This window comes from Candidatus Defluviilinea gracilis, assembly GCF_057138825.1.
The window spans coordinates 1-15,352 of record NZ_DBNHEF010000063.1 but is presented as its reverse complement, the minus strand read 5'-3'; the positions used below and the strand labels follow the sequence as shown (position 1 = coordinate 15,352).

The 15,352-nt window shown below is 52.7% G+C and carries 17 protein-coding genes, 2 tRNA genes and 1 pseudogene; 17 read left to right on the top strand and 3 right to left on the bottom strand.

Annotation, left to right across the window (positions count from 1 at the left end):
• From AC16KF_RS09730 to AC16KF_RS09720, 3 genes and pseudogenes are all read left to right on the top strand, one after another.
• Positions 1 to 633 (top strand): hypothetical protein (locus AC16KF_RS09730; RefSeq protein ID WP_484037116.1); only part of this gene is annotated, 633 nt, incomplete at its 5' end.
• A 94-nt stretch (positions 634 to 727) separates the two neighbouring features.
• Positions 728 to 1,147 (top strand): secondary thiamine-phosphate synthase enzyme YjbQ, encoded by a 420-nt coding sequence (locus tag AC16KF_RS09725; protein ID WP_484037115.1) that lies wholly within the window; start codon positions 728 to 730, stop codon positions 1,145 to 1,147.
• A 127-nt stretch (positions 1,148 to 1,274) separates the two neighbouring features.
• Positions 1,275 to 1,577: pseudogene (locus AC16KF_RS09720) on the top strand (secondary thiamine-phosphate synthase enzyme YjbQ); the annotation flags it as partial.
• Between the two features lie 93 nt (positions 1,578 to 1,670).
• Here the strand turns inward: AC16KF_RS09720 and AC16KF_RS09715 are convergent.
• Positions 1,671 to 2,321 (bottom strand): hypothetical protein, encoded by a 651-nt coding sequence (locus AC16KF_RS09715; protein WP_484037114.1) that lies wholly within the window; start codon positions 2,319 to 2,321, stop codon positions 1,671 to 1,673.
• Between the two features lie 165 nt (positions 2,322 to 2,486).
• Here AC16KF_RS09715 and AC16KF_RS09710 point away from each other — a divergent pair, with 165 nt between their 5' ends.
• The 10 genes from AC16KF_RS09710 (at position 2,487) to AC16KF_RS09665 (ending at position 11,224) form a co-directional block, all read left to right on the top strand.
• Positions 2,487 to 4,445, top strand: coding sequence for a TIGR03960 family B12-binding radical SAM protein (locus tag AC16KF_RS09710; protein WP_484037113.1), 1,959 nt, complete (start codon positions 2,487 to 2,489; stop codon positions 4,443 to 4,445).
• A gap of 7 nt (positions 4,446 to 4,452) precedes the next feature.
• Positions 4,453 to 4,983, top strand: a complete 531-nt coding sequence (locus tag AC16KF_RS09705) for a hypothetical protein (protein ID WP_484037112.1) — start codon at positions 4,453 to 4,455, stop codon at positions 4,981 to 4,983.
• A gap of 18 nt (positions 4,984 to 5,001) precedes the next feature.
• On the top strand, positions 5,002 to 5,628 hold the full coding sequence (locus tag AC16KF_RS09700) for a TIGR03936 family radical SAM-associated protein (RefSeq protein ID WP_484037111.1): 627 nt from the start codon (positions 5,002 to 5,004) through the stop codon (positions 5,626 to 5,628).
• Positions 5,629 to 5,708: 80 nt separating this feature from the next.
• Positions 5,709 to 6,695, top strand: a complete 987-nt coding sequence (locus tag AC16KF_RS09695) for a PrsW family intramembrane metalloprotease (protein WP_484037110.1) — start codon at positions 5,709 to 5,711, stop codon at positions 6,693 to 6,695.
• A gap of 69 nt (positions 6,696 to 6,764) precedes the next feature.
• Positions 6,765 to 6,836 (top strand) — tRNA-Arg (locus AC16KF_RS09690).
• Positions 6,837 to 6,918: 82 nt separating this feature from the next.
• On the top strand, positions 6,919 to 7,380 hold the full coding sequence (locus AC16KF_RS09685) for a hypothetical protein (protein ID WP_484037109.1): 462 nt from the start codon (positions 6,919 to 6,921) through the stop codon (positions 7,378 to 7,380).
• A 324-nt stretch (positions 7,381 to 7,704) separates the two neighbouring features.
• A complete protein-coding gene (locus AC16KF_RS09680) occupies positions 7,705 to 8,787 on the top strand; it encodes an SH3 domain-containing protein (RefSeq protein ID WP_484037108.1) in 1,083 nt (360 codons plus the stop codon).
• Between the two features lie 198 nt (positions 8,788 to 8,985).
• Positions 8,986 to 9,603: a redox-sensing transcriptional repressor Rex gene (locus tag AC16KF_RS09675; protein ID WP_484037107.1), complete on the top strand. Its 618-nt coding sequence runs from the start codon at positions 8,986 to 8,988 to the stop codon at positions 9,601 to 9,603.
• Between the two features lie 107 nt (positions 9,604 to 9,710).
• Positions 9,711 to 10,469 (top strand): CPBP family glutamic-type intramembrane protease, encoded by a 759-nt coding sequence (locus AC16KF_RS09670; protein WP_484037106.1) that lies wholly within the window; start codon positions 9,711 to 9,713, stop codon positions 10,467 to 10,469.
• 131 nt (positions 10,470 to 10,600) lie between these two features.
• Positions 10,601 to 11,224, top strand: coding sequence for a hypothetical protein (locus tag AC16KF_RS09665; protein ID WP_484037105.1), 624 nt, complete (start codon positions 10,601 to 10,603; stop codon positions 11,222 to 11,224).
• A 258-nt stretch (positions 11,225 to 11,482) separates the two neighbouring features.
• Here the strand turns inward: AC16KF_RS09665 and mreB are convergent, their stop codons facing one another.
• A complete protein-coding gene (gene mreB / locus AC16KF_RS09660) occupies positions 11,483 to 12,490 on the bottom strand; it encodes a rod shape-determining protein MreB (protein WP_484037104.1) in 1,008 nt (335 codons plus the stop codon).
• 166 nt (positions 12,491 to 12,656) lie between these two features.
• Here mreB and AC16KF_RS09655 point away from each other — a divergent pair, with 166 nt between their 5' ends.
• From AC16KF_RS09655 to AC16KF_RS09640, 4 genes are all read left to right on the top strand, one after another.
• Positions 12,657 to 13,745 (top strand): D-alanine--D-alanine ligase family protein, encoded by a 1,089-nt coding sequence (locus AC16KF_RS09655; RefSeq protein ID WP_484037103.1) that lies wholly within the window; start codon positions 12,657 to 12,659, stop codon positions 13,743 to 13,745.
• Positions 13,746 to 13,894: 149 nt separating this feature from the next.
• Positions 13,895 to 14,332 carry a DUF2231 domain-containing protein gene (locus AC16KF_RS09650; protein ID WP_484037102.1) on the top strand — a complete coding sequence of 146 codons (438 nt, stop codon included), beginning with the start codon at positions 13,895 to 13,897 and terminating at the stop codon, positions 14,330 to 14,332.
• Positions 14,333 to 14,339: 7 nt separating this feature from the next.
• Positions 14,340 to 14,834, top strand: coding sequence for a c-type cytochrome domain-containing protein (locus AC16KF_RS09645; protein WP_484037101.1), 495 nt, complete (start codon positions 14,340 to 14,342; stop codon positions 14,832 to 14,834).
• A gap of 36 nt (positions 14,835 to 14,870) precedes the next feature.
• Positions 14,871 to 14,960 (top strand) — tRNA-Ser (locus AC16KF_RS09640).
• A 205-nt stretch (positions 14,961 to 15,165) separates the two neighbouring features.
• On the opposite strand, the gene AC16KF_RS09635 is transcribed toward AC16KF_RS09640, so the two are convergent.
• Positions 15,166 to 15,352 (bottom strand): hypothetical protein (locus tag AC16KF_RS09635; RefSeq protein WP_484037100.1); only part of this gene is annotated, 187 nt, incomplete at its 5' end.

The following is a 15,352-nucleotide window of genomic DNA, read 5'->3' as shown; positions in this document are numbered from 1 at the left end:
GCTCAATCTGCTCAAACAGGAGAAAACCGCCAAAGGCGGTATGCATGCCAAGCAACTCCAAGCCGCTTGGAACCAGGATTACCTCCTCAAAGTCCTCGCCTCACCGATTTAGATGCGATTGCCCTATGCTTGGTTTCCCTCGGTGTGGGAATTATCCAGGTTCTGAGATTCAGGGGTCAAATTAAAGCCAGGCAGTATGTTTTTTTGGTCATTTCGGGTTTAGGCGGCGCTGTCGGCGGATTGACAGGAGGCATGCTATATTATTTTTTCATGGAAATAATTAATCCAAATGGCTCTATATATAGTGGCAATCCGCCTTTTTTTAATAGCTTTTTATGGTCATTGGAAGGACTTATTATTGGAGTTGTAAATGGCGGAATAATTGGCTTCTCTACTTCTTTGTTGCAAAATTATTTGATGAATAACTCGAAATATAGCCTTAGATGGTTCATATATAATCTTTTATCGTGGTCTTGTATTTGTAGCATTGGCTGGGCGCTCATTATGATCGCTGAGGTACTCATAGATTTCCCTTTTCTAGGGGACGCCGTCGCCTCAATCTTCATTATGGTAACCCACGGTTTCAGTTTTATTTTATTTCTAAAGTACTCGCCACAAATTGAGTTTTCATAGTACAACTTATAATCAAAAGACTTCCTTTGCGCTTATTCCCGAATCCACACTTGGGCGCAATTGAGGACGAAAAAAATCTAAAAAGATAATTATTGTGAAAACCTACCGTAAAGAACTTTGGTTTAATCTCCCCACCCGCCGTGGCTTTGTAAACATCACTCAGCAAGTAGAGGCCTGCCTCCATGAAAGTGAAATCCAAGAAGGCCTTATTTTGATTTCAGCCATACATATAACGGCGTCAGCATTCATCAATGACGACGAATCAGGCCTGCATCAAGATTATGATAAATGGCTGGAAAAACTTGCCCCTCACGAACCTGTCAGCCAGTATCGCCATAACGACACAGGCGAAGACAATGCCGATGCACACATGAAGCGCCAGATCATGGGACGTGAAGTAGTCGTCGCTGTGACGGGTGGTAAACTTGATTTTGGACCTTGGGAGCAAATCTTCTACGGTGAGTTCGATGGACGAAGACGCAAGCGGGTACTGGTGAAAATTATTGGCGAATAAAAAATCCTCCTGGCTTTGCCAAGAGGACTCCATTTGATGCCTTCAAGTTAATCAGCAGACTTACGTCTCTTTTTCGACAGGAGTTGAACCAGATTTGGTGAAATTTTGAAGTGGTAAGTGTGACAGACTTGTGAACGCCATGCACATTTCCGCATCGGTCTTCATCAATGACGACGAAACGGGCTTGCATCACGATTACGAACAATGGCTCGAGAAACTCGCGCCGCACGAACCTGTGAGTCAATACCGCCACAACGACACGGGCGAAGACAACGCCGACTCTCACCTCAAACGCCAGATCATGGGACGCGAGGTGGTGGTTGCGATCACCAATGGCAAGTTGGATTTTGGTCCGTGGGAGCAGATCTTCTACGGGGAGTTCGATGGGAGGCGAAGGAAGCGCGTGCTGGTGAAAATTATTGGAGACTGAATCAACCGTCCCTGCGAATGCGCCGCACTGAGATTTGTCGAAGTGAGGCGAAAAAACGTCCCGAAGGATTGGATCCCTCGGGACGTTTGCTTTCTACGGGCAGTTGATCCGATAGACGATCAATTGCTCGATCTTTTGGGTTGCATCTACCCTACCGCCGCCTTTGTTCAAGCCGACGATCTGGAAATCGAACCAACCTGGGTCTTGCCGTGAATCGGGGTTGATCATTTCACCGGTGAGTACCATCGAGAACACGCCCGGGCTGACCTCATCCATCTTGCCTGCGGTTCTCCATGGAGAATCATAGAGCGCTTGCGGGTAATCTCTTATCCGATAGAAGAGTTCGGCATCTGTGATATCGATCAATTTGGCGGTTGCCGTAAAGGTCAGTTCGCGCGTTACGCAACGCAGTGAGAATTCATTGCCCGATACCGAAATGTTGCTGAACACGCCTTTGCCCAGCAGATCATCTACCGTAATGGCGCCGCCAGTAGCCGCAGTGGTGGGCGCGACAACAACAGGCGCTTGCGTGGGCGGAATGGCAGTCGGTTGCGCGGGCGCAGGCGAAGCCTCAACCACGACCGTGACAACGACCGGTTGCTGTGGCTCCTGCGGGGCTTGAGTCGGTTCCACGACCACCGTCACAACAATAGGCTCGGGCGCCACCGGCTGGGCAGTGGGAGTCGCCGGCGCGGCGCAGGCGGTCAAAGCGACCGCCAGCAGGATAAATAATAGTCTCTTCATTTTCTTTCGCTCCTTTTTGAATAGTTAATCAATCTTAGCCCGGCGTCAAGTATGTGTACACGGCTCGATTCGATTTCCACTTTTCAGTTTCGATAGTTCAGTCTGTGTTCACCATAACAACTCATCCCCCAAATGTACCCATGCGCCTCTGATATAATTTTCGCCATGCTCACACCTGAACAGATCGAAAGCAAACTGGATCGCATCCTGTTGAAGGTTCAAAAGCCCGGTCGCTATGTAGGCGGCGAACTCAACAGCACGATCAAAGATTGGGACTCGATTCAGACCCGGGTCGCGTTCGTCTTCCCCGATATTTACGACATCGGCGTCTCGAATGTGGGACTCAAGATTCTCTACGACCAAGTGAATCAACGCGACGACGCGCTTGCCGAACGCGCCTACGCCCCATGGCTGGATATGGAAGCGCTCATGCGCGAGCATGGGATTCCGCTGTACGCGCTCGAATCAAAACGACCTTTAGCCTGCTTCGACCTCGTCGGCTTTACTCTCCCTTATGAGACTCTCTACACCAACGCGCTCAACGTCCTCGACTTAGCCGGCATCCCCGTCCGCTCCGCAGACCGCGACGAGACCCACCCCATCATCATCGCCGGCGGACATTCCACCATGAACCCCGAACCCATGCACGCGTTCATCGACGCGTTCGTGATCGGCGAGGGGGAAGAAGTAATCCATGACATTATTGATGCTGTGCAAACGTGGAAAGTAGAAAGTAGAAATCCACTTTCCACTTTCCACCGCAAAGATGTATTACAACAACTTGCTCACATCCCCGGCGTTTACGTTCCCACTTTCTACGAAACCAACTATCTCGAAGACGGCACTATCTCGCACATCGAGCCTACAATTCCTGATATTCCAAAAATTGTTACCAAGCGTGTCGTTGCCAAACTGCCTCCCCCGCCGACGAAGTTCATCGTCCCCAACATTGACATCGTCCACAACCGCGTGTCAGTCGAGATCATGCGCGGATGCACGCGCGGGTGCCGCTTCTGTCACGCAGGCATGATCACGCGTCCCGTCCGCGAAAGACCCGTAGATGAAGTGGTCGAGGCGCTCGAGGCGGCGATCAAATCCAGCGGCTTTGAAGAGATCGCGCTGTTGTCGCTGTCGTCGTCCGATTACACCAATGTGTTGGAGTTGGTCACAAAAGTTGGGGAAAAATTCGGCGGCACACATCTCAAAGTTTCATTGCCGTCGTTGCGAATCGAATCGGTTTCGATTGACCTGATGGAAAAGTTGAAGGACAAACGCTCCGGCGGATTTACGCTCGCGCCCGAAGCCGCCACCGAACGGATGCGCCGCATCATCAACAAATATATTCCCGATGAAGACATCCTCAACACCACGCGCGAAATCTACTCGCGCGGCTGGACGACGATCAAGTTGTACTTCATGATCGGGCATCCGAGCGAAACGCTGGAAGATGTGCAAGCCATCGCCGATTTGTGCAAGCGCGTCATCGCCGAGGGACGCAAAGTGGCGGGGATGCGCGTCAAATTGAACGCGGGCGTGAACACGTTCATTCCAAAATCACAGACGCCATTCCAATGGGTTTCATGCGACACGCCGGAGCAGATCCGCGCCAAACAGACTCTGCTTCGCCGCGAATTAGGGCGCGACCGAAACATCAAATTAAGTTTCGCAACGGCGGAAGATTCGTTTTTGGAAGCATGGCTCTCGCGCGGCGACAGAAAAATGGCGGATGTCGTTTATTCTGCATGGAAGAACGGCTCGAAGTTCGACGCGTGGCAGGAGGGGAAAAATTACAGCGCATGGATGAACGCCTTTGAAGAACACGGACTCGACCCGCTGTTTTACACGCACCGCCAGCGCCGCACAGACGAGGTCTTCCCGTGGGAACATATCACTGCCGCGGTCCGCAAGAATTTTCTCTTTCAGGATTTCCGTCAATCACTTGAGGGACAGATCCGCGTGGACTGCCGCTTGGATTGTTTCGCCTGCGGAATCTTGCCAACCTTTGCGCAGATGCGCCGCGAGAATCCCGGCGAGGGATGGAAGTGCCCGGACGTGAAATCGCCTTCGCGGAAAGTGATCAGTGATCAAGTGATAAGTAATCGGTTATCAGTGGTTGGGGATTAACGGTTACATGCCTGCTGTGAAAAAACAATTCATTGACAAACTGATGCGCGAGCGCGACAAGTTCGAGTTGACCTTGAACCGCGTTGGCTACACGCGACGCATGACGTTGAAAGGCGTTACCGGGAAATGGTCGATCAAGGATATTCTCGCGCACATCCTTGGCTATGAACTATATATCGTGGATCGCATGAACGAAATTTTGCACGGGCAAGTGTACACGCCCTGCAAGACTCAATCCGCGTTGGATGCTTTCCGCGAGGAGTTCGGCTATCCCGATTTTGGCTCTCCCCTGCTGGACGACGACTCGCCGAACGCGTGGGTGGTGGAGAAATATAAAAACGTCTCGCTGGAGGATGTCGTCGCGCAGGAAATTCAAGCATTTTCGTCCATTGTGACCATGCTCGAAAAGATGTCGCAAAAATTGATTGATGAGCATAATCTCTTCGACCGCATCGCCAACAACACATTCAAACATTACCGCGAGCATCTGAGGGATATTCGTCAGTGGCTGAAGACGCAGGCGGTAAGGCAAGATTAATCTTGCCCTACAAATTTCATGCGGATACGAATCACATTCTCCAAACAGGGACCGCTTCGCTACACGGGGCATCTGGACTTGCACAAGTTGTGGGAACGCGCCGCCCGCCGCGCCGAACTTCCGCTGGCGTATTCGCAGGGATTTCACCCACAGCCGAAGATGAGTCTCGCGGCGGCTCTGCCGCTGGGGTTTTCGTCCACGTGCGAGGTATTGGATATGCGTCTCGAGCGCGATGTCGTTTTAGATGGACTGCGCGAACAACTCAACGAAACGCTCCCGCCGGGCATCCGCGTGACACACATCGAACAAGTGGACGAGCGCGCGCCCGCCTTGCAGACGCAGGTGGTCGAGGCGGGGTACAAGGTCGAATTGACCGAACCAGTTGACCCGTCGGAGTTGAAGCGGAGGATCGAGTCGGCAATGGCATCCGAATCCATCCTCCGTGAACGTCGCGGAAAGAAGTATGATCTGCGTCCATTGATCCATTCCTTGGAAGCGGCGGATGATACAATCGTGATGTTGCTGGCGGCGCGCGAGGGCGCAACGGGCAGACCCGAAGAGGTGTTAGATGTGTTAGGCATCGCGTTCGAGGAGACGAAGATCGAGCGGACGCGGTTGGTATTCAACGTCCCGCATGAATCGTAGTGACGACTTCAGTCGTCAACTGCTTTAACTATTAAGAACGGCTGAAGTCGTTACCACTTATCAATTCTCTTGGAGGAGATATGGCATTACTTGGAGCGTTTTTCTTTGGTTTTGTGCCGATGTTTGTGTTCGCGGCATTCGTGAACTGGCTGGATCGGTATGAGAAAGAGCCGAAACTCTTGCTCGGCGCGGCGTTCGTGTGGGGCGTGGTGATCGCCGGGGGCGGCGCGTATATTTTGAACACGGTATTCGGCATCGGCATCTATGTGCTGACCGGCTCGGAAAGCGCGGCGGATTTCGGCACCACCTCCATTGTCGCGCCGATCATCGAGGAAGCGTTGAAAGGGCTGGCGGTGGGCGTGGTCTTCCTGCTTTTCCGCAAGGAGTTCGATTCGATCCTGGATGGCGTCGTCTACGGCGCAATCACCGCCATGGGCTTCGCCGCGATCGAAAACGTGTTGTACATTTACCGCAACGGTTTTCAGCAAGGCGGCTGGGAAGGTTTCTGGGTTCTGGTGGTGGTCCGGGTGGTCTTGGTTGGCTGGATGCATCCGTTCTTTACCGCGTTCACCGGTATCGGCTTCGCCCTGGCGCGTATGAGCAGAAACATGCTGGTAAAGATCATCGCGGTGCCGGCGGGTTATGTGGTTGCCGTGCTCACCCACTCGTTCCATAACACCTTCGGTTCGCTCGTCGGCGGCGAGGGCGGGTTCTTCCTCGGCATCCTCGCCGATTACTTCGGCTATTTCATTATGACCGTGTTCATCATTTGGATGATCATGCACGAGCGCAACATCTTGAAGCGGCAGTTGGTGGAGGAAGTGAACAGCGGCGCGATCTCGCAACAGCAATACAAAACCGCCATCTCGTTCTTCCAGTTCAACGCGCATATTTCGGCGCTCACCTCCGGGAGTTTCGGTCCCACGAAACGGTTCTATCAGGTGTTGGGCGAATTGGCGCATAAAAAGGAACAGCTCGCCAGGGTTGGCGATGAGGCGGGGAATATGAAGATCATCGAGGGCTATCGCGCCGAGTTGATGAGGCTCGCGCCGGTGGCGAAGGTGTGAGCAATCACACGATGCCGCCGCAGTTGAACTGCGGCGGCATCCTTCGCATGTGATAAAATTTTTTCACCCGCCCCCGTAGCTCAGTGGACAGAGTGTCGGCCTCCGGAGCCGAAGAGCGCAGTTCGAGTCTGCGCGGGGGCGCAATGTAACAAGGGAGTTTATCTAAACACCTTAAAACACGAATCAAGGTTCCAAAATTTGAGAGACGGGAGGCTCGTAGGATATGCGTAAGCTTGCAATACTTTCTGGGATAGTCTTTGTTATTTTGGCTTGCGGAAGTTTCTCTTCTACCGCAGTACCCACAATGGACACGAACTTGATTCAAACAGCAATTGCGCAAACTGCAGTTCAAGCAAATGTTCTTACGCAAGCAGTAGCACCAGTAGGTAAATGGCAAATCACAACAGAAATTTCCCCCATCGATGATTCGCAAACAGTCACTTTAAAACTTCCTGCTGAAAAAGAAATCCAAGGCTGGCTTGATAAATTTCTTCCCGTGCTCGTCTTTCGTTGCAAAGAACATAAAATAAGTGTTTACGTTTATACAGGTACGCAGAGCGAAGTTGAATCAAATATTGATTATTCAACCGTCCGTGTGCGTTTTGATAAAGACGAGGCTATGACATTGCAATTGAGTCATTCAACAGATGGTACGGCTGTATTTTTTCCATTAATAAGTTTGTAAGACATAGTTGATACCTTCAGTACCCATGAAACCATGTTATTTGAATTTACACCATTCAATGCACCACCTGATAACACAACATTTGATTTGCGTGGTGTTAATGAAGCAATAAAACCTTTAGGAAAGGCTTGCACGCCTTGACTTTGATATTTGTCTTTGATCTATCTTTTTATCGAGTCTGCATGGTTGTGTCAGCCTAATCGCCGCGAGGCGGTTTTATTTTTTTCTACGTGGTGCGAGATGTTATCTCGCACGCTGGGCAAAAGGCGGGATGGCATCCCGCCCCACGAAGGCGTTTTTGTTTTGCATTACAATTCACATACGATGAAAAAATTCATTTCGATATGCTGGCTGGTAATGTTTTGCGCGGGCTGTAGTTTTTCTGTGGATGTGATCGAAGCGGACACGCCGACCGCGTTAGTCGTCACTTCGACGTTACCGGCCTCGCCGACCTCGAAGCCCAGCAAGACTCCGCTTCCGCCTCTTCCCACGAGTACAGTTGCTCCGGCCGCGGGGACGACCTCCACACGGGTGAATGTGCGCGGCGAACCATCCACAGCGGGCGAGGTGGTTGGCATCATCCCGGCAAACACGGAGGTGGAGATCGTCGGCAAAGATCCCGGCGGGAATTGGTGGCAGATCAAGTATCCGCAAGCGGCGCAGGGGGTGGGATGGGTGACGGCGGAGTTCATCGTTACCACAGGCGAGCCAGCCGTCCCTGTGGTGGGAGGCGCGGGGGTAAATCCGAACGGCGATCAGGTGGCGATCATCCAACAGCAACTCAATGTGCGCAGTGGACCCGGCACGAGTTTCAATTCCATCGGCACATTGAACGCGCGAGATGTGGTCACGCTGACGGGTAAGGATGCGAGCGGCGCGTGGTTGCAGATCGTTTTTGCGGCGGGACCAGACGGACTGGGTTGGGTGAATGCGGCGTTCACTCAGGCAACCAGCGTGGATTCGCTCCCGATCGTGACGGACGCGGGGCTGGTGATCGGCACCGGCACGCCGGAGAATACCGCCGTCCCTATTGAGCCAACGGTTGCGCCTGCCTTGCCGGATCATGATTCGGCGGTGGCGCCGGCGGTGAATATCACGTTGACTGCGGGAGGGACGCGCTCCTTCCATTATTCGAGCGATGTTTCCTCCCCCATCGGCGACGCGGAGGATTGGATTCAGTTCAAGACGTTTTCGGCGAATACCACATTGGAGTTGGAGTGCGCGGGGAGCGGCTCGTATATCGCGGAGTTGTTGTTGAACTATTCGGTGGTGGGGTCGCTTGTGTGCGGGAAGATCATTTTGTTCCTCAGCGACCCGAGCGGGGTGTACGCGGTGCATTTCGTTTCGTCGCCCACCGGGGGGTTGGAGTATACGAAATACACGTTGAAGGTGGAGGCGATCCCATGACCTTTGTTTTATTGCATTTTGATTGTGCCAGTTTGTACTAAGAAACCTTTTATGGTAGAGTTAATCGAATAAACATACAGGCCGTTTTTTGGACACTGAACACGTTGATTCAAAAAGCGTATCTGTGCGTTCTTCCGCGCGGGTCAGTGTTCTACATTTCGTGTCAGATAACTTTACATTCAACGAGGGATGTCCTGCATGGCTACTGAGAGGATACCGGATATTATCATCGGGCGGTTGCCCATTTATTTGAGGGCGTTGCAACGGCTGTCTGACCAGGGGATTCAAACCACTTCGTCGCAGGACTTGGGGGCGATCGTGGGCATTTCTGCCGCGCAGATCCGCAAGGATATTTCACAATTCGGCGAGTTCGGCAAACAAGGGACGGGGTATTCGATCTCTTACTTGATGGAAAAATTGAGAAGCATCCTCAAGATGGATCGCGTTTGGGATGTGATCATCGTGGGCATGGGCGATATCGGTCACGCGCTGGCTCATTACAATGAGCTCGCCAATCGCGGCTTTCACGTGAGTATGGTGTTCGATAACGATCCGAAAAAAGTGGGGCAGCCAGTGGGCGATTTTCAAGTTCTCGATTCGGCAGGCATGATCGAAAAGATCAAGCACCACAAGATCAAGGTGGCGATGTTGTGCGTGCCCGCCGCGTCGGCGCAGGGCGCGGCAGACCAACTGGTGAGGGCGGGGATTAAAGCCATTCTCAATTATGCCCCCATCAGCATCAACGTGCCGGAGGATGTGAAGGTGCAGTACATCGACCCGGTCACGCATTTGCAGAGGATGACGTATTATTTGTAGGGGAACAGAACTGGAAACTGGAGGCTTGCCGCCTCGAACACAAATTTATGAATACAAGCGTATCCACAAAAAGAACTCCAGGCTCTTTTTTTATCCTGGTATATGTCTTGACCCTTCCATTTTGGCTTCTTAGCACGGTGATTAAAGCCGAAGGACTTCCCGATAATCTGCCAATCACCGACGTTGGAGCGACCTTCGTCCCTCTCATCGCCGCTTTAATCCTCGTGTATAGAGAAGAGAATTTTGATGGAATCAAACGGTTATTGAGCAAGACCCTCGATTACAAGAACATTAAGCGAAAGGTCTGGTACCTCCCTGTTATTTTTCTGATGCCGTTTCTGGATACCATAACGTATCTTGTGATGCGCGTCACGGGTCTGCCTGTCCCCGCTTCATGGCACATTCCCTCTGCCGCGCCGCTTGTCTTTCTTGCGTTCTTTTTTGCCGCGGCAGGCGAAGAATTAGGTTATATGGGATACGCCATTGACCCCATGCAAGAGCGCTGGGGAGCGTTGAAAGCCGGCTTACTGATGGGCGCGATCCACGCAATCTGGCATTACCCATCCATGATTGAACTCGGTCAAACTCTACCGTTGATGGCATGGGGCACTCTGTTTACAGTCGGGATACGAATTCTGATCGTCTGGGTATATAACAATGCTGGAAAAAGCGTCTTCGTGGCGATTCTCTTACACGCCATTGGCAATACCGCGAGAAGCATTTTCCCGGGCGGACGTACAGCCTTTGAGTTGGGCAATGCCGCAGTTGGCTATGCGCTGGTTGTGATCGCCGCCGTCGTAGTTATTTTCTTGTGGGGACCGCAAACTTTATCGCAATACAGATTCTCAAGTGGTAAAAAGGTCTGATCATCTTACACAACGATTTTGGCGACGCAGATCGCAAAGCGCGCTGATTCATAAAGAAAAATCTGCGTTATCAGCGTGAATCAGCGCTCCGATTTTGAATGTGTAAGGCAATCAACAAAAAGGTTTAATGCATGAATCGACCGGCAAGACAAGCGCCTATTCTCTTTTTTATTTTCCTCATCGTTTTGTCCCTCGCGTGTTCCAGCATTTCGCTAGCCAACGATAACAACTCCCCCACGCCTCAACCTGTTTTACAGACTCGGCAAATCGGCTTTGATTTTTCAGGGCAGGTTCCCTCCGCGCCAAAAGGCGATTCATCCGCCAGGCGTCACCTCTTCCTGCACGAATATGCCATGCCATCGGATGGGTTTATTAATGGGATCATGTATCTCAACGACAGCGACAAAGCCGTTGAACAATTCGACTTGCTGATCCTGCGTCCCAACGATGATGGTTGGAAGGTCGTCTATCGCATCCGCGTATCCGACGACTCACCCCCCGCCCAAACTGGGACCACCGTAGTAAAACTGCCGTCACCATTGACCGTCCAAACCAATGACATCTTTGCCCATTGGCAGGATACCCCGAACGGCGCAATACCCCTCAACATCGACGAAGCCTCCATGGACGGTTTCAGCGTGGGACAATACGGCTTCCAATCTTCCGACGTTGCAGTGGGGCAACAGATCGATCTCAACGGGTTTATCGGGGAGCGTGATTACTTCATCAACCTGGTGTTTTCATCCGACCAATAACCTGAAGGATAAAGCGCAATCTACTCGAATCAAAAACGCCGATGTTTGCTTGACTCAGCAAACATCGGCGTTTTTCGCGTCCCAAAATTTATTCTCGTATTCTGATTAACCTTAATGGGCGAACTGTAGACTATGTCATGCTGAATATTATGAAGCTGAGCGCAACGAAACATCTCCACGACTCAAACAGAGGCCCTGCGCTACCGATCAGTGTGACATCTTGTAGGGGATCAGGTTAACCTGAATAAAGCCCGCATATCAAACCTGCGGCAAACTACGCCGCAAAATGTTATACATTGGGATCGCCTTCACCGTGCCCTCTACCACGCACGTCATCGGCGTATCCACCAAATACGCGGGGATGCCCAAGGATTTCGTCAACAACTTATCAATGCCGCGCAAGAGCGCCCCGCCGCCACATAACGCCACGCCTCGGTCAATGATGTCCGCGACCAATTCGGGGGGAGTTTTTTCCAACACGCGGCGACCGGTCTCGACGACCGCCTTGAGCGGGTCTTGTAAGGCTTCGACGATCTCGCCGGTCGTCAATGTGACCGGGCGCGGCAAGCCGGTCACTTGATCCTGTCCCTGCACTTCCATGCTGTTCTCGGTATCTTGTGGAACCGCCGCGCCGATCCTTGTTTTGAGTTGTTCGGCAGTCACCTGCCCGATCACCACGCCATATTTCCTGCGCACATAATTAACAATGGCGTCATCGAAGTCCATGCCGCCGGAGCGCAGAGTCTCCGCAGAGACAATGCCATACATCGCCAACACAGCCGCCTCAGTGCAACCGCCGCCGAGACAGATCACCATATTGCCCGAAGGCGAACCAATCGGAAGGTCCACCCCGATCGCCGCCGCAAGCGGCTGTTGGATGAGGAACGCCTCGCGGCTTCCCGCCTCCAGCACTGCTTCGTATACTGCGCGCCGCTCCACGCTGGTGACGCCGTTGGGGACGGAGATCATGACGCGCGGGCGAAAGATGCGCATGCTTCCGCTGGCGCGTGAAAGCAGGTACGAGAGAAGCGTCTCGGTAATTTCATAATCAGCGATCACGCCGTTCTTCAACGGGCGCGCCACTTCGATGCTCTCCGGCACGCGGCCGTACATATCGCGCGCCTCCTGCCCCACCGCCACCATCTTTTGCTCGATCGCCTCGATCGCAACGATGGTCGGCTCCTGAGCCAGCACCTGAGTCGCATCCGCCAGGCGGGTGAACATCGTTCCCAGGTCGATGCCCAGGTCTTTTGAAAACATTGCCATTCGTGTTTTTCTCTTTCCCGTTTCGTTGGAAGTGAACCGATGATACCTGAAAGACAATTCATTGTCTAGCAGAATGTTTTAAACTTAAAAACCTTGTCATCTGACAGCATTGCGCTATCATTGTCTCGAAAAATTTTGAATCAAACAAAAGGAGATTCAAATCCTCATGAAGCGCTATTGGAAGGTCGCCGTTCTCGCCAACATCAAGGACGATTCACAACCCAAGCCGGAGGGCGTCCCGCCGGATGCCTTCTCGGACTTCGACCACATCGAAACGATTGATTCGCTTCGCGCCGCCATTGAAACTGACGGGCACAAAACGGTCTTCCTCCAAGCCGACAGGGACCTGCCCTTCGCGTTGCGCGATCACCAGCCGGATATCTGCTTCAATATCGCCGAAGGACTCGGCGGCGACGCGCGCGAGGCGCAAGTGCCAGCCCTGCTTGAAATGCTGAGCATCCCCTATACCGGCTCGCGCGTGCTAACCAACGGCATCTCGCTCGATAAAACGCTGACCAAACGCATCTGGCGCGACCGACGGTTGCCCGTGGCGCCGTTTCAAGAGTTCATCGTCGGCGACGAACCGCTTCGACCCGAATTGAAATATCCGCTCTTTGTTAAACCAGCGCGCGAAGGCACCGGCATGGGCGTGGATACAAAAGCCATCGTTACCAAAGAGAAGGAATTACGCGAACGGGCGCAATACATCATCAACACCTACCAGCAACCCGCGCTGGTGGAGGTCTTTCTACCGGGGCGCGAATTCACGGTCGGCATCCTCGGGCGCGCCGACGCGAAACTCTACTCGCGCAACCCCGAATGGTATGAAAAAGACGGCTTCCACCGCTTCCCCATCCTCGAACTGGATATGACGCGCTCCGTTACGCCGAAGGTATACAGCAACGCGTCCAAGTCGAAAGAAGTGGGCGAAGAAGGCGCGCCCGGTTATTTTTGCCCGGCGGTGGTGGAACCCGAACTGGAAAAGAAACTTCGCTATTTCGCCCTGCGCGCGCATCAACTGCTCGGCGCGCTGGATATCTCGCGCACCGACATCCGACTCGACGATGAGGGCAACCCGCGCCTGCTCGAGATCAACACCCTGCCCGGCCTCACGCCCGATTATAGCGACTTGTGCCTGCAAGCCAAAGCGGAGGGGATTCGCTACGAGGATCTCATCCTCGATATTTTGTACCTCGGCGCATCGCGCTGGGGCATGGTGGCTCCGCGCGAACTGCCGCTTCCCGCAAAAAACTGACAACACAAAATTCCAAACAAAACATCGGACAGGTTGCGAACTGTCCGATGTTTTGTTTCCGCAAAAATGAAAATTTTCTTAGCCACACTTGCGTAATAATAGGTATCATCCCGCAATCTGGTAGACAAGGAGTTCACCGAGGAGAAACAATGGATTTCATCAACCGCTTCATCGCCGCCGTTACACAGATCCATCCCACCCATCCGATGGTCGTGCACTTCCCCATCGCGCTGACCGGCGCCGCCTTCCTCTTCATCCTGCTCGCCTGGTGGAGAAAGAACCCAGCGCTGGAACTCGCCGCCTTTGCGAACATCGCCCTTGCCGCTGTCAGCACCATCGCGGCAGGCGTCACTGGCATGATGGATAACATCAAAAACTACGAAGGCGACGCGCCAAACGCGAGCGTCAAGGTAATGCTTGCCCTGATTTTGCTTGCTCTCACCACCGGCATCAGCATTGTTCGTTATCGCAACCCGCAAATTTTCAGCGCCGGCAACCGCGTCCTCTACACAGCGGCTTACGGCTTAAGTTTTCTCATCGCTTTCACGCTGGCGTTTCTGGGCGGCGTCATCTTATATGGTTTCTAGGAGAACAATGAAAAAAGTTTTGCTCACAATCGTTTTGACGGGAATCCTCGCCGCCTGTGGGGGCCAGCCCACGGACGCGCCCGCTTCACCGCCGACGAGTCAGCCTGCCCCGGCAACTGAGGCGCTTTCCCCTACCGACACCTCCGCGCCCCCAACCGATACCGCCATCCCGACTGTTATCATCCCCACCACGCCGCCAACCGAGGCGGAGAACCAGACCGCCACAGTGAGTTTTTCCAATGAAATCCTCCCCATTCTCGATAGCCGCTGTAAGAACTGTCACGGCGGACGCGAAACCAAAGAGGGATTAAACCTCACCACCTATGCGGCACTCATGGCTGGCTCCGAAAATGGACTCATCCTCACCCCCGGCGACGCCGACAACAGCCTGCTGGCTGAACAGGTGATTACACAAGAAATGCCCAAACGCGGACCGAAGTTGACGCCCCCACAAGTGCAACTCATCGTCGATTGGATCAACCAGGGAGCGTTGGACAACTAGTTTGCGCATGGTATAATCTGCCCGCTTCCACCCAATGGAGAGGTCGCGTAGTCTGGCTTAGCGCGCACGCTTGGAAAGCGTGTAACCCACAAAGGTTCGCGGGTTCGAATCCCGCCCTCTCCGCCAATGGTCAAACTGACGATATGATATGGGAAGTTTGCCCAGAAGAGAGTCCACTCTGCTAAGTGGGCTCTCATTCTTTTTACGGACAAACTAACGAACAGATATTCAATTTTTGGTTGATGGCAAATCAATTACCATCTTCATTTTGACTTATTTGGCAAGTCAAGCTTGCCGCAGTATAGCACCCCAAGATTCGCGTGTCAACATTTCAAATAATTGTGCGAAAAATAAATCCTTCTTTTTCGTTCCATCCGGATAACGGAGCAGCCAGTCGAAAGATCGGAACAAAGTCTGAATGGGGCTTAAATCCCACCAGACGCTTTTGACCAAAGTCATAATACACAGCATCAAACAGGATGTGCATTATCTTGTATTTTTCGTCATCGGTGGCATCA

Bases quoted from the DNA above. Each gene is read 5' to 3' on its own strand.
- AC16KF_RS09685 (WP_484037109.1), top strand. From the start codon at position 6,919: ATGCGTAAGCTTGCAATACTTTCTGGGATAGTCTTTGTTATTTTGGCT.
- AC16KF_RS09700 (WP_484037111.1), top strand. From the start codon at position 5,002: ATGCGGATACGAATCACATTCTCCAAACAGGGACCGCTTCGCTACACG.
- AC16KF_RS09710 (WP_484037113.1), top strand. From the start codon at position 2,487: ATGCTCACACCTGAACAGATCGAAAGCAAACTGGATCGCATCCTGTTG.
- AC16KF_RS09680 (WP_484037108.1), top strand. From the start codon at position 7,705: ATGAAAAAATTCATTTCGATATGCTGGCTGGTAATGTTTTGCGCGGGC.
- AC16KF_RS09695 (WP_484037110.1), top strand. From the start codon at position 5,709: ATGGCATTACTTGGAGCGTTTTTCTTTGGTTTTGTGCCGATGTTTGTG.
- AC16KF_RS09655 (WP_484037103.1), top strand. From the start codon at position 12,657: ATGAAGCGCTATTGGAAGGTCGCCGTTCTCGCCAACATCAAGGACGAT.
- AC16KF_RS09665 (WP_484037105.1), top strand. From the start codon at position 10,601: ATGAATCGACCGGCAAGACAAGCGCCTATTCTCTTTTTTATTTTCCTC.
- AC16KF_RS09705 (WP_484037112.1), top strand. From the start codon at position 4,453: ATGCCTGCTGTGAAAAAACAATTCATTGACAAACTGATGCGCGAGCGC.
- AC16KF_RS09650 (WP_484037102.1), top strand. From the start codon at position 13,895: ATGGATTTCATCAACCGCTTCATCGCCGCCGTTACACAGATCCATCCC.
- AC16KF_RS09675 (WP_484037107.1), top strand. From the start codon at position 8,986: ATGGCTACTGAGAGGATACCGGATATTATCATCGGGCGGTTGCCCATT.
- AC16KF_RS09715 (WP_484037114.1), bottom strand. From the start codon at position 2,321: ATGAAGAGACTATTATTTATCCTGCTGGCGGTCGCTTTGACCGCCTGC.
- mreB (WP_484037104.1), bottom strand. From the start codon at position 12,490: ATGGCAATGTTTTCAAAAGACCTGGGCATCGACCTGGGAACGATGTTC.
- AC16KF_RS09645 (WP_484037101.1), top strand. From the start codon at position 14,340: ATGAAAAAAGTTTTGCTCACAATCGTTTTGACGGGAATCCTCGCCGCC.